Here is a 12,441-nt window from a genome sequence, read left to right as displayed (position 1 = left end):
CAATTGCCAGACTACGTTAAATTTGAATGACCGGTTAGTCAATGAAATTTACAAATGAAGGGAACTTTGGCCGAAACGATGGTAAACGACAGGAAACTCAACAGGGCAGAGCAGAAGGCTCAGCGACCCATCCAGATTCTCGATGCCGCTTTCGAGGAATTCATCGCGAACGGCTTTGCCACGGCGCGGGTCGAAGATATCGCCGAGCGGATCGGCGTCACGAAAGGAACGATCTACGTTTATTTCCCCACCAAGGAAAACCTCTTCGCGGCCATGATTGCGCATGTGGCGACCCCGCTTGAGGAATTGCTGCACAATGCCGGAGACCTCAAGGGCAGTTGCGCAGACCGCCTGGAAGCTCTCCTTCTTCTCTTCTATGAGAAAATACTTAAAAATAGGCATACGCGAGAACTCATCCGCTTCGTCATTTCAGAGGGACCCCGTTTTCCGCACATCGTACAGAAACATCATGACGAGCTGATCGATCCGCTGTTCATGCGCGTGCAGGCATTACTTGACGAAGGCATAAAAGCTGGCGAATTCCGCAATGGGCCGGCAGCGCTCGCCCCGGTCATCTTCGCCCCGGTCATCGCGCGCATCATGGAGACGCTCATTCGCGGCGATTCACCTCATGTCGAGCTTGATCCCTACATCCGGGCGCATCTCGATCTTGTCATGAACGGGCTCGTGATAAAACGCGCCTGACCGGCCGCCGTCTTGTGCTGAGAGCCGGATCCCGCGTTACTGGAGGGCGAGGACGCCAAGCGACAGGACAAGCGCCGGGATCATCACCACGGCACCAAGCCGCAGGAAGGCGAAGGCCCCCATGTGAAGCCCCTCGCGACGAAGGGCAGACAGCCAGAGGATGGTGGCCAGCGACCCGGTCACCGAAAGGTTGGGCCCGAGATCCACGCCGATCAGCACGGCGGCGGCAATCTTGTCGGAGACATGGGCTGCCTGAACGGCGCTGCCGGCGACAAGCCCTGCCGGTAGATTGTTGACGAGATTGGAGACGAAGGCGACAACCGTGCCGGCAAGGGCTGCCGTCTGGGCCGGATGGCTTTCAGCCCCCATCGAGAGCCAGCGGGCCAGCGTATCGGCAAGGCCGGTGCCGTTCAGCGCCTCAACGACGACGAAGAGGCCGGCCACAAGCGGCAGAACGCTCCACGATACGCCCTTCAGCGTCGCAACCGGGCTCCTGCGGGTCACCGCCATGATGACGATAGTGGTGAGGCAACCGGCGACAAATGTCGGAAGGCCAAGATCAAGATCGAGCGCGGAGGCGCCGAGCAGCAGCAGTGCCGTGACGATGAGGCCGACACCCGCAAGACGCGCGCTGGAGGACAAGGCCATGGGTTCGACATGCGCGCTGACGGTATCCGTGGCAAGGGCTGCACGCTGGGTCCAGAAGAGGGCCACAAACGTCGCGGTGATCGCCACCAGCGACGGCAACGTGAAGGTTGACAGCCAGTGTCCGAGCGGCGGCATCTCGCCTCCCCCGAAAATCACCAGATTGGCGGGGTTTGAAATCGGCAGGACAAAACTTGCGGCATTGGCGATGAAGGCGCAGATCAGCAGATAGGGCATGGGATCGCGCACCCGTGCCGCCCGACACGCAGCATAGACGGCCGGCGTCAGCACCACAGCCGTTGCATCGTTCGACAGAAAGGCGGTGACGATTATGCCGACACCGAAGATCAGCGCAAACAGCCGCCGGGGAGAGCCCTTGGCATGGGCCGTGGCTATCGAGGCCAGCCAATCAAACAGCCCCTCCTGGCGGGCCAGTTCAGACAGAAGCATCATGCCGATGAGAAACAGATAGACGTCGAGCCCCTTGGAGACGCCAAGCCAGGCATCGGACAGACCGATCAGCCCGAGCGCCAGAAGCAACACTGCGCCGAGAACCGCCCAGGTCGCTTCCGGCCAGCCGAAAGGCCTTGTGATCACTCCAAGCGCGGTCAGCCCCGCGATCGCCCACGTCATCGTCAATGCCTGCATCGTCATCTGCTTTTAAGAGTTGGAAGAGCCACCCGGGCGGCTAGCTACTGCGGAATCGTCCCCGGCACCAGTGCCTTTGTCCTGCGGTGGTGCAATGGCGTGACGACCGGCGAGAAAGGCTGCAACCGCAAGTGCAGCCACCCCACCATGAACGAAATAGGCGAGCGAATAACCGCCGAGATCCGTCAGCCAGCCGGCCACGATATTGCTGAGCGACGCGCCGATCCCCTGCACCGTCATCACGGCGGCAAAGCCGACATTGAAACGTCCGGTGCCGGACAGTATCCGTTCGGCGGCAATCGGTGTCGCAATGCCGATCAGGCCGGCACCAATGCCGTCGAGGATCTGCACCGGGTAGATGACGCCGAAATCGGAGAAGGAGCCGGCGATGAGGCCCCGCAGCGGAAGCGACAGGAGGGCGATGACAAAGACAGTGGCCAAGCCGAAGCGGCGAAGCAGAAAGGGCGTCGCCAAGGCCATGGCAATCATCGACAGCTGCGAGACGCCTGTGGTGATCGCGGTTGTGCGGAAGGGCGTGCCGAGCTGGAGGGAAAAGTCCTGTGCGATCAGCCGGCTGATCGGCGCATTGCCGAAGTGGAAGATCATCAGGGTGATCGCAAGCAGGACAAGACCCTTGCTCCCCACCAGCACCGCATAACCCGAGGGCCCGGGCGTGCCATCATCATGCCCAAGCCCGCGCGCCACCTGATGGTCGATCTCGCGGGGATTGATCGCAAGCGTTGCCAGGATGGCCGCAAATGCCGTGACGATCATCAGACCGACAATGCCGCTGAGGCCGAAATACACGGTGGCACCATAGATGCCGGCGAGCGACACGACGTTGCCGGCATGGTTCCAGAATTCATTGCGGGAGACCTGGCGCGAGAAGGCACGCTCTCCAACAAGACCCAGCGTCAGGCCCATGAGTGCCGGACCAACCACCGCCCCAACGATTGCCGTCATCGATAAGCCCCCGAAGACCGCCGCATTGCCGGGGCTTGCAAGCGTCCAGAGCGCCGAAGCCGTGACCAGCACGACGGGAACGATGATGAGCGTGCGTTTGGCGCGCGAGGCATCCACGAGGGCGCCGAGCAGCGGGGTGGCGACCATGCCGAGCACGCCGCCGAGCGTTGCGACAATCCCGAGCGTCATCGGCGACCAGCCATGGGTTGCCAGAAAACCATCGAGAAACGGCCCCAGCCCATCACGCGCATCGGCCAGGAAGAAATTGAGGACGGCAAGGGCAAAAAGGGAACGGCCGGACAGGCGGGAGGTCGCAGACTTTGGCATGCCGGCCTCCTTGTTTCAGACGGATGATCCATCGGTGGCGGGCGAGAACGACGCGCCAGCGATTTTGTTCCAGACGATCTCAAGGTTATCAATCTCAAATGAAAACAAGCCGTTGTTGTGGCATTCCGGCAGGCTTTGAAGCATCCGGGCGCAAGAACTGTCTCGCGCTCCCGGATGTCTGCGGCCCGCCGTTGCTCTGCCTTTTCGGCTGCATCTTGGCGTTGCCATTTGTCTGACAACATGACAGGATTTGCATTCGCGACCGGGGATTCTTTTTCGCGGTTCTGGCGAAGGTGACGGACGGGGAGGACCGGAGTTTGGCCGGCCGTTCAGCACAGGCATGGGAGGATATCTTGAAAATTACGGCGATTGAAACCGTTCGCATCGGCGAGCGCCCCAACCTCTTGTGGGTTCTCGTTCACACGGACGAGGGTTTGACCGGTCTCGGCGAAACCTTTTTCGGGGCCGAGACGGTGGAGGCCTATCTGCATGAATATGTAGCACCTCGGGTCATCGGCCGCGATCCGCTGGAGATCGACAAGCTTGCCGCCGATCTCGTCGGTTATGTCGGCTTTCGCTCCTCGGGCGCTGAAATGCGCGGAAACTCCGCTTTCGACATCGCGCTCTGGGATATTTTCGGCAAGGCGACCGGCCAGCCGATTGCCCAGCTTCTCGGCGGTTTCACCCGCCGCGAGATCCGTACCTACAATACCTGTGCGGGCACCGAATACATCAAGAAGGCGACGGGCCAGGCGACGGCCAATTACGGGCTCTCCGGCGGGCGCGATTACGACGACCTCAACGGCTTCCTGGAGCGCGCCGACGAACTGGCCCATTCGCTTCTGGAAGACGGCATTACCGCCATGAAGATCTGGCCGTTCGATGCGGCCGCGGAAAAGACGCGCGGTTCCTATATCTCCATGCCGGACCTGAAGCAGGCGCTGGTGCCGTTTGAAAAGATCCGCTCCGCCGTTGGCGACCGCATGGATATTATGGTGGAATTCCATTCGATGTGGCAATTGCTGCCGGCCATGCAGATTGCAAAGGCGCTGACGCCCTTCCAGACCTTCTGGCACGAAGACCCGATCAAGATGGACAGTCTTTCGAGCCTGAAGCGTTATGCGGACGTTTCCCCTGCCCCGATTTCCGCCTCGGAAACGTTCGCCACCCGCTGGGGTTTTCGCGATTACCTGGAAACGGGCGTGGCGGGTGTCGTGATGCTCGACATTTCCTGGTGCGGCGGGCTGTCGGAGGCCCGCAAGATCGCCTCCATGGCCGAAGCCTGGCACCTGCCGGTTGCTCCGCATGATTGCACCGGGCCGGTGGTTCTGTGTGCCTCGACGCATCTGTCGCTCAATGCGCCGAATGCGCTCGTGCAGGAAAGTGTGCGCGCCTTCTACAACACCTGGTACAGGGATCTGGTCACAGCACTCCCAACAGTGCAGAACGGCATGATCACGGTGCCGCCAGGCCCGGGCCTCGGCATGGAGTTGAACCCGGACCTCGACCGCGCTTTTACCGTGAGCCGCCGCCTTTCCGATCACTCGCACCTCTGATCACGGCGCGATCGACCCCACCTTCTTCGGAGCATAAATGTTGAAATCTCCTTCCCGCCGCGCCGCTTCGGCTACAGCGTTTGCCGGCCCCGCCATCATGCTTCTGGGCATGCTGCTGTTTGCGCTGAACGACGCCATGGGCAAATGGCTGGTGGCGAGTTACGGGCTCGGGCAGGTCATCCTCATTCGAAGCGTGGCCGCCCTTGTCATCCTGTCGCCGTTCCTCTGGATGGCAGGCAAGAAGCCCGTACTGGAGGCCGAACGGCCGGGCCTGCAGGCGGCTCGTGTCGTCTTTTCGACGCTGGAACTGTTCTGCTTCTATTACGCCGTGATGTATCTGCCGTTGGCTGACGTCATGACCTATTGGCTGGCAGCGCCGATCTATGTCGCCGCCGCCTCTCCGTTCCTGCTCGGCGAACACGTTGGCTGGCGCCGGTGGACGGCCATCGGCGTCGGCTTTATCGGGGTCATCGTCACGCTCGAGCCGTCAAGCGCCATGTTTACGGCACCGGCGCTGATCTCGATCATCGGCACGGCAGCCTTTGCCTTCATGATGCTGTCTGGACGCAGCCTTCGCGGCACGCCGGACAAGACACTGGTGCTGTTCCAGACCGGAGGCGCTGCGCTCGCCGGCCTCGTCTTTGCACCGTTCGACTGGACACCATTGTCCTCCGTCACCGAAATCCTCGCGCTCAGCCTTCTCGGTGTCGTTGCCATGAGCGCGCATATGCTGGTCAACCGGGCGCTGAAAATCTCGGATGCGGCAACGGTTGCGCCGCTGCAATATACGCTTCTGCTCTGGGCAATCGTCTTCGGTTGGTGGTTTTTCGGAGAAGTGCCGCGCACCACCATGGTCATCGGCGCCGCCCTCATCGTTGGCTCTGGCCTGTTCATCTTTTTCCGGGAACAGCAGTTGAAAAAGCGCGATAAAGTTCTGCCTTCTGTTCCGGAATAGCGGCCTGCCGGAACGGCCCTGAAACGCCAAAGACCCGCAACGGAGAGAACCGCTGCGGGTCTTTCATTATGGGGTCAGGCTTCAGCCGTGATTACTTGCGAATGGCAGCAAGCTCGGCAACGATTCCGTCGACGACGTCGGCGCCGATTTCAGCCTTGTGCTTCTCGTAGACCACCATGGACTTTTCGCGGATGCGCTTCTGCTCGTCTTCCGAGAGCGTGTTGACCTTGAGGCCGGCTTCCTTGATCTTTTCCAGCGACTTCTTGTTGAGGTCGGCAATCACGCCACGCTCGACATCGCGCCCGACCACTGCGCACGCGCGAAGGGCGGCCTGCTCGTCAGGCGTATAGGTGTCGAAGATCGCCTTGGAGAAGAGGAAGAGGAACGGCGTATAGGCGTGGTTGGTCTCGGTGACGAATTTCTGCACTTCGAAGAATTTCGAGGTGTCGATCGTCACATAGGGATTTTCCTGCGCGTCGATGGTCTTGGTTTCAAGCGCGGAAAACACTTCGCCAAACGCCATCGGCGTGGCATTGGCGCCGAGGTTCTGGAAGGTGTCGAGGAAGATGTTGTTCTGCATGACGCGAACCTTCATCCCCTGGAAATCTTCCCACTTCTCAACCGGGCGAACGGAGTTCGACAGGTTGCGGAAGCCGTTTTCCCAATAGGCGAGGTTGACGAGACCGACGGCTGCCATCTTCTCGTTCATCATGTCGCCGAACTTGCCGTCGAGTACCTTGTAGGCTTCCTGGGCATTGGCAAACAGGAAGGGCAGATCGAACACGCCAAGCGCCGGCTCGATGCCAACGAGCGGCGAGGACGAGGTGACGACGGCTTCCTGCACGCCGGAGCGCAGCGCCTGCGTGGCCTGAAGGTCACCACCGAGCGCGCCGCCCCAGAAGGCCTGCAGCTTCAGCTTGCCACCGGACTTTTCATCGAGGCACGCCTGCATGGCCTTGATCCCGTTGCCGACGGGGTGATCGGCATTGATGCCGTTCGACACACGAATGGTGCGGCTGTTGAATTCGGCAAATGCCGGGGCTGCCGCCGAGGCGGCAAAGGCGAGTGCAGTGGTTGCGAGTAGTAGCTTTCTCATGGAATATCCTCCCTTGGATCCTATGATGAGACTATTGAACGTATCGCGTCACCTCAGCCACTGGGCCGGCACGGTGACGATCTGCGGAAACACGACGAGCAGCATGAGCACCAGAACCTGCGCGAACAGGAAAGGCAAAATGCCTGTTACGACCTTGCCGAGCGGCACGCGGCCGACGCCGCTCACCACGTTCAGCACGACGCCAACGGGCGGCGTGATCAGGCCGATGCAGCAGTTCATGATGAACATGACGCCGAAATAGACCGGATCGATGCCCGCCTGCTTGATGATCGGCATCAGCACCGGCGTCAGGATCAGGATGGTCGGCGTGAGGTCCAGCGCGGTTCCGACGAGCAGGACCAGCAGCATGATGACGAACATCAGCAGCATCGGCCGGTCGATCAACGGTTCGATATACTGGGTGATCTCACCGGGAATATTGGCCGCCGTGATCAACCAGGACGAGACGAGTGCCGCGCAGACCAGGAACATGATGATCGACGTCGTTTTGGCCGCCTGCAGCACCACATGCGGCAGATCCTTCGGCTTCAGCTCGCGGTAGATCACCATGCCGACGAACATGGCATAGGCAGCGGCAATCACGGCCGCTTCGGTTGGCGTGACGACGCCGGCTTTGATGCCGCCGAGAATGATGACAGGCATGCCAAGCGCCCAGGCGGCACGACCCGTGGAGCGGAGGCGTTCACGGGCGCTGGCCTTGGGAAGCGGCTGGACATCGTCCTTGCGCACCACGATCTGCCAGGCGACGACAAGCGCCAGACCCATCAGGATGCCGGGCACGATGCCCGCCATGAAGAGCTGCGTGATCGAGACATTGGCGGCAACGCCAAACACGATGAAGGCCATTGAGGGCGGAATGACCGGCGCGATGATGCCGCCGGATGCAATGAGGCCCGCCGAACGCGGCACGTTATAACCGGCCTTGGCCATCATCGGGATGAGGATAGCGGCAAGGGCTGCGGTATCGGCAGCGGCCGAGCCCGAGATCGACGCCATGATGACGGCCGCCATGATGGCGACAATGCCAAGACCGCCACGAATGTGCCCAACGCAGGCAATCGCAAACTCGATGATGCGGCGCGACAGACCGCCGGAATTCATCAGCTCGCCGGCGAGCACAAAGAAGGGAATGGCAAGAAGCGTAAATGTATCGGCGCCGGCGATCATGTTCTGGGCGATGATCTGGCTGTTGAACATCCCCATGTACCACATGAGGGTGACGCCGCAGAACATGAGGGAAAAGGCGACGGGAACCCCAATCGCCATAGCGCCGAGAAGCGAAACGATAAAGACGATCAGGGTCATCAGGCGCGCTCCGCCAGCTTTTCAATGCTCTGGTCTTCGCCGGCAAAGGCGGCGATTTCCGCATCGGTGGTGCGTCCGGTCACCGTGCGCACCAGCCGTTCGAGCGCGATCAGCGCACATCCGCCGCCGGTAAAGAAGCCGATGCCATAAACCCAGCCCATCGAAAGCCCCGTGACCGGTGCCTTCATGCTGGCGTTGATCGGCAACTGCTTCCAGGTGCCCCAGAAAAACAGCAGGGACACACCGAGGATGACGAGATTGCTCAACGCCATGCAGACGAGCCGTCCGCGCCGCCCGAGAAGGCCGACCACCGTTTCAACGCCCAGGTGGCCATATTCCCTAAAGCCGACGACCGCACCGATGAAGGTGAGCCAGACGAAGAAGTAACGCGCCATTTCATCCGAAACGGTGAGGCCCGAATTGAAGCCGTAGCGCAGTACGACATTAACGAACACCATCAGAGCCATGCCGCCAAGAAGCAGGATCAGCAGGAATTCGAGACACTTGTAGAAGAGATCGACAATCTTGGTCATGCGCCCCTCAAGCCTTGTCAGCCAAGCCGCGGCGGGCCAGGTTTTTAAAAAGCGCCCGCGTGCCAAACGTCCATTCGGGGCAGGCATCGGTGCGATCGACGATGTTGACGAGGCGGCCGAGCATCGGTGTCGCGATCTCGACGCGGTCTCCCACCTCGTGGGTAAAACCAAGGCCTGCTCCGCGGCGATCCTTGACCGGCGCAAACATCGTGCCGAGGAAAAGCACCGCGCCATCAGGATATTGATGGTTGCGGTTGCGCAATTGCGAGGCGAGGTTTTCCGGCGTGCGGCTGATCGCTTCCATCGGGCTCTCACCCGTCATTTCGAAACCGTCTTCGCCGCGCACCAGCAGGGAAACGCGCACCCTGCGCAGGTCCTCCATGGTGAACCCATCATCGAAGAGCCGGATGAACGGGCCGATGGCGCAGGAGGCGTTGTTGTCCTTCGCTTTGCCGAGCAGAAGCGCCGAGCGCCCCTCGACATCGCGCAGGTTCACATCGTTGCCGAGTGTGGCGCCGATGATCGTGCCATCGGAGCGCACGGCCAGAACCACTTCCGGCTCCGGATTGTTCCACTGCGAAATCGGGTGGATGCCGACGACATCGCCGCAGCCGACCGATGACATCGGCTGGGCCTTGGTGAAGATTTCCGCATCCGGGCCGATACCGACTTCGAGATATTGCGACCAGAGGCCCATGTCCTGCAGCAGCGTCTTGACCTTGGCCGCCTGCTCCGAGCCCGCAACGAGCCCGCGCAGGCTGTCGCCCAGCACCGGCGCAAGCTTTGCGCGGATATCCTGCGCACGCCCGGCATCGCCCTTGGCCTGTTCCTCGATCACCCGCTCCAGCATGCTGTCTGCGAAAGTAACCCCGGCGGCCTTGATCGCCTGAAGGTCGATAGGCGCCAGCAAGTGGCCAGCCGCACCGGTGAGGAAATCGTCAAGGGAGCCGAGATCGGGGAGATCCGTCGCCTGCGCAAGCTTTGACGCAATGCCATCGATTTCCAGGAGGCCGGACATGGTGGCGGACACGCCGCTCACATCCAGCACGCGGCCGTCACGCAGAACAACCGGGCAAGGGCCTTCAGCCGCATTGGACCAGACACGTCCGACCAGCAGTGCCTTTTCGGCATCCTGCGGCAGAATCTCCACGGATTTCAGGTTGCGTTGCAACGCCAAAGCGGACCCCTCCCATAACCTCCGGGCCGGGACACCTCCTGTCACCAAGCCCCATTGTCAGGATGTCTGACAACGACCTATCCGATTAATACGGACAGTTTTCGCGGCTGTCTACCCCGAAGGAAAGTCCATGTCGGTTTTTGCCATAGGCGGCGTTGAAGCGCTTGCCTCAGAACTGTTCGAGGCTGAGATCGATGCGACTTGCAGCGCCCAGCAGGTGGGCGCGCATGGCGTTTCGCGCCCGCTGCGCATCGCGGCTCGCCACGGCGTCGCGCAGCACCACATGCTCGGCAATCGTCACCTCGACGATTTCCTCGAGCACCGCACGCTCGCGCGCCGCATTGATCGCATGGCTGATCCGCTCGGCGATGAAGCCGATAAACATCGCGAAATATTCGTTATGCGTTGCCTCTGCAAGGGCGCGGTGAAAGGCAAGATCGGCCACGACGCCCTGCGCGGTCCATTTTTCCGCCCCGGTCATGGCCGAAAGCGCTTCATCGATCCGCGCCATATCCTCCGGCGTGTGATGGAGTGCTGCAAGCCCCGCCGATTCGATTTCCAGCGGCACACGCAACTGGAACAAGGCGCGAAAGCTTTGCGGCTCCGACAGTTCCCCGTCCTTGATGCGGATCAGCCAGGCGGAGCGTTCGCTGACGAAGGCGCCGACACCCTGGCGGGTTTCCACCAGCCCCTCGTTGCGCAACTGGGCAATGGCTTCGCGAATGACGGAACGGCTGACGCCGAGGCTTTTTGCCAGAACATGCTCGGTCGGCAGCTTTTCGGACGGCTTCAGGCGACCTTCGTTGATCTCGGCCGCCAGCCGTGACGCAATGCGGGTCGGCAGGTGCTCGTTGCGCCTGATCTGCCCGATCATGGTCTGACCGATATCACTCGACATGTCTGCCTGCCCCCTTCGTGCGCGCTTCGTGCGCAAATGCGGTTGTTCATCAATCGGTGCGATAATTCAATTGGCAACCGGGGTTCATGATCAGGTTCGGGTCCACGGCCCGCTTGATCGCGGCCAAAAGACGCGCCTGCGTGTCGGGCAGCCTCGCGAGAAATTCGGATTTCTTCAGCCGGCCAATGCCATGTTCGGCGCTGATCGATCCGTCGAAGCTATAAAGCACGGTGTTGATGGCGGTCTTGGCCATGTAGATCCGTGCCGCAATCTCTTCAGCCGAAAGGCCGGACGGCGGCAGGACGTTGAGATGGACATTGCCGTCGCCGACATGCCCATAGGAGACGCAAAGGCAATCCGGCAGCTTTTCCATCACCGCCGCTTCTGCCTGTTCCACGAAGGCCGGAAGCTTCGACAGGGGCACGGAGACATCGGTGCGCAGATGCGGGCCGCGCCTCGCCTGCCCCTCGTTCATGCCCTCCCGGAACAGCCAGAGGCTACGGGCCTGCGCTTTTGATGTCGCCACCACGCCATCCGCCACCAGCCCGTCTTCCATCACCCCTTCGAGGAACCGCTGCATCAGGTCCTCGATATCGACAAGGCCCGAGCCGGAAACCTCCATCAGAACATAGGCGGGATAATCCCCTCGGATCGGCATCACGAGATCCGGCATCGCTTCGCGCGCCAGCGTGAAGGCGACCGGCGGCATGAATTCGAAGACCGACATGAGATCGCAGCAATCACGCCGCGCGCGCCGGTAAAGCGTAATCGCATCCGAAAGCGCATTGAGGCCGACAAGCGCGGTTGCGACCTGATCCGGTGCCGGCATCAGCTTGACGGAGACAGCCGTGATGATGCCAAGTGTTCCCTCGGCACCGATGAACAATTGCTTGAGGTCGAGCCCGCGATTGTCCTTGCGCAGGGTCGAGAGGCCATTGAAGACCGAACCATCCGGCAGCACGACCTCAAGGCCGAGCACCAGATCGCGGGTCATGCCATAGCGCAGCACGTTGATGCCGCCGGCATTGGTCGAAACGTTTCCGCCGATACGGCAGGAACCCTGCGCGCCCAGCGAAAGCGGAAAATAAAGCCCGGCAGCCTCCACCTTGTCCTTGAAATCGGAGAGGATCGCGCCCGCCTCGACCACGGCGGAAAAATCGTCTGCATCCAGGCGACGGATCGCGGTCATCCGCTCCAGGCTGATGACCACTTGGGCCGCGGGATCATCAGGCGTTGCGCCAAGAACCAGCCCGGTATTGCCACCCTGCGGCACCAGCGACAGGCCAAGTTCGGCAACGGCGCGAACGGCGGCCGATACATCTTGCGTCGTGCGCGGCCGGATGACGGCAACCGCCCCGGTCGTGACGTCACCATGCCAGTCGCGGCAATAGCGCGTGACCTCCGGTCCGGCAAGCACAAGGTCCTGCCCCAACAGTCGCGACAGACGTTCTGCACGCCCGTCAGCAGATTGCAGGTTCACGTCTTCCGGCTGGTTTCTCGGCTGATCTCCCGACATGGCTTTCCCTCTCCCCAAACGACGACCGCTCTCGACGCGCGATGCATTTGCTCGATAAACTGGTTTTCAACGGCAGCATATAAGGTTATCTGACAA

The 12,441-nt window shown here is 61.3% G+C and carries 11 protein-coding genes; 3 read left to right on the top strand and 8 right to left on the bottom strand.

Annotation, left to right across the window (positions count from 1 at the left end; translation table 11 throughout):
• Window positions 1-54 precede the first annotated feature (54 nt).
• Window positions 55-705, top strand: a complete 651-nt coding sequence (locus AC4CWF_RS08225) for a TetR/AcrR family transcriptional regulator (protein ID WP_491284778.1) — start codon at window positions 55-57, stop codon at window positions 703-705.
• A gap of 36 nt (window positions 706-741) precedes the next feature.
• Here AC4CWF_RS08225 and AC4CWF_RS08220 read toward each other — a convergent pair whose 3' ends face one another.
• Together AC4CWF_RS08220 and AC4CWF_RS08215 are read right to left on the bottom strand one after the other, a co-directional pair.
• Window positions 742-1,998, bottom strand: coding sequence for an arsenic transporter (locus tag AC4CWF_RS08220; protein ID WP_491284777.1), 1,257 nt, complete (start codon window positions 1,996-1,998; stop codon window positions 742-744).
• A gap of 12 nt (window positions 1,999-2,010) precedes the next feature.
• Window positions 2,011-3,288 carry an MFS transporter gene (locus tag AC4CWF_RS08215; RefSeq protein ID WP_491284775.1) on the bottom strand — a complete coding sequence of 426 codons (1,278 nt, stop codon included), beginning with the start codon at window positions 3,286-3,288 and terminating at the stop codon, window positions 2,011-2,013.
• Between the two features lie 353 nt (window positions 3,289-3,641).
• Between AC4CWF_RS08215 and AC4CWF_RS08210 the strand changes: the two genes are divergently transcribed.
• Both AC4CWF_RS08210 and AC4CWF_RS08205 read left to right on the top strand, forming a co-directional pair.
• Window positions 3,642-4,844, top strand: a complete 1,203-nt coding sequence (locus tag AC4CWF_RS08210; RefSeq protein WP_491284772.1) for a mandelate racemase/muconate lactonizing enzyme family protein — start codon at window positions 3,642-3,644, stop codon at window positions 4,842-4,844.
• Between the two features lie 37 nt (window positions 4,845-4,881).
• On the top strand, window positions 4,882-5,799 hold the full coding sequence (locus tag AC4CWF_RS08205; protein ID WP_491284770.1) for a DMT family transporter: 918 nt from the start codon (window positions 4,882-4,884) through the stop codon (window positions 5,797-5,799).
• Between the two features lie 91 nt (window positions 5,800-5,890).
• Here AC4CWF_RS08205 and AC4CWF_RS08200 read toward each other — a convergent pair whose 3' ends face one another.
• From AC4CWF_RS08200 to AC4CWF_RS08175, 6 genes are all read right to left on the bottom strand, one after another.
• On the bottom strand, window positions 5,891-6,895 hold the full coding sequence (locus tag AC4CWF_RS08200) for a TRAP transporter substrate-binding protein (protein ID WP_491284767.1): 1,005 nt from the start codon (window positions 6,893-6,895) through the stop codon (window positions 5,891-5,893).
• A 48-nt stretch (window positions 6,896-6,943) separates the two neighbouring features.
• Window positions 6,944-8,221, bottom strand: coding sequence for a TRAP transporter large permease (locus AC4CWF_RS08195; protein ID WP_491284765.1), 1,278 nt, complete (start codon window positions 8,219-8,221; stop codon window positions 6,944-6,946).
• Entirely contained in the window at window positions 8,221-8,754 is a 534-nt protein-coding gene (locus AC4CWF_RS08190) for a TRAP transporter small permease (RefSeq protein WP_491284763.1), read from the bottom strand. Before AC4CWF_RS08190 ends, AC4CWF_RS08195 begins: the two co-directional genes overlap by 1 nt.
• 7 nt (window positions 8,755-8,761) lie before the next feature.
• Entirely contained in the window at window positions 8,762-9,931 is a 1,170-nt protein-coding gene (locus tag AC4CWF_RS08185; protein WP_491284761.1) for a fumarylacetoacetate hydrolase family protein, read from the bottom strand.
• A gap of 169 nt (window positions 9,932-10,100) precedes the next feature.
• On the bottom strand, window positions 10,101-10,805 hold the full coding sequence (locus tag AC4CWF_RS08180; protein WP_491285298.1) for a FadR/GntR family transcriptional regulator: 705 nt from the start codon (window positions 10,803-10,805) through the stop codon (window positions 10,101-10,103).
• Window positions 10,806-10,878: 73 nt separating this feature from the next.
• The gene (locus AC4CWF_RS08175) at window positions 10,879-12,345 is read right to left on the bottom strand and encodes an FAD-binding oxidoreductase (protein WP_491284759.1); all 1,467 of its coding nucleotides are present in this window, start codon (window positions 12,343-12,345) and stop codon (window positions 10,879-10,881) included.
• Window positions 12,346-12,441: the final 96 nt, after the last annotated feature.

This window comes from Neorhizobium sp. PAMB6630 (assembly GCF_058242775.1).
This window is presented reverse-complemented; position numbering and strand designations above follow the sequence as displayed.

Bases quoted from the DNA above. Each gene is read 5' to 3' on its own strand.
- AC4CWF_RS08225 (WP_491284778.1), top strand. From the start codon at position 55: ATGAAGGGAACTTTGGCCGAAACGATGGTAAACGACAGGAAACTCAAC.
- AC4CWF_RS08220 (WP_491284777.1), bottom strand. From the start codon at position 1,998: ATGCAGGCATTGACGATGACGTGGGCGATCGCGGGGCTGACCGCGCTT.
- AC4CWF_RS08215 (WP_491284775.1), bottom strand. From the start codon at position 3,288: ATGCCAAAGTCTGCGACCTCCCGCCTGTCCGGCCGTTCCCTTTTTGCC.
- AC4CWF_RS08205 (WP_491284770.1), top strand. From the start codon at position 4,882: ATGTTGAAATCTCCTTCCCGCCGCGCCGCTTCGGCTACAGCGTTTGCC.
- AC4CWF_RS08200 (WP_491284767.1), bottom strand. From the start codon at position 6,895: ATGAGAAAGCTACTACTCGCAACCACTGCACTCGCCTTTGCCGCCTCG.
- AC4CWF_RS08195 (WP_491284765.1), bottom strand. From the start codon at position 8,221: ATGACCCTGATCGTCTTTATCGTTTCGCTTCTCGGCGCTATGGCGATT.
- AC4CWF_RS08190 (WP_491284763.1), bottom strand. From the start codon at position 8,754: ATGACCAAGATTGTCGATCTCTTCTACAAGTGTCTCGAATTCCTGCTG.
- AC4CWF_RS08180 (WP_491285298.1), bottom strand. From the start codon at position 10,805: ATGATCGGGCAGATCAGGCGCAACGAGCACCTGCCGACCCGCATTGCG.
- AC4CWF_RS08175 (WP_491284759.1), bottom strand. From the start codon at position 12,345: ATGTCGGGAGATCAGCCGAGAAACCAGCCGGAAGACGTGAACCTGCAA.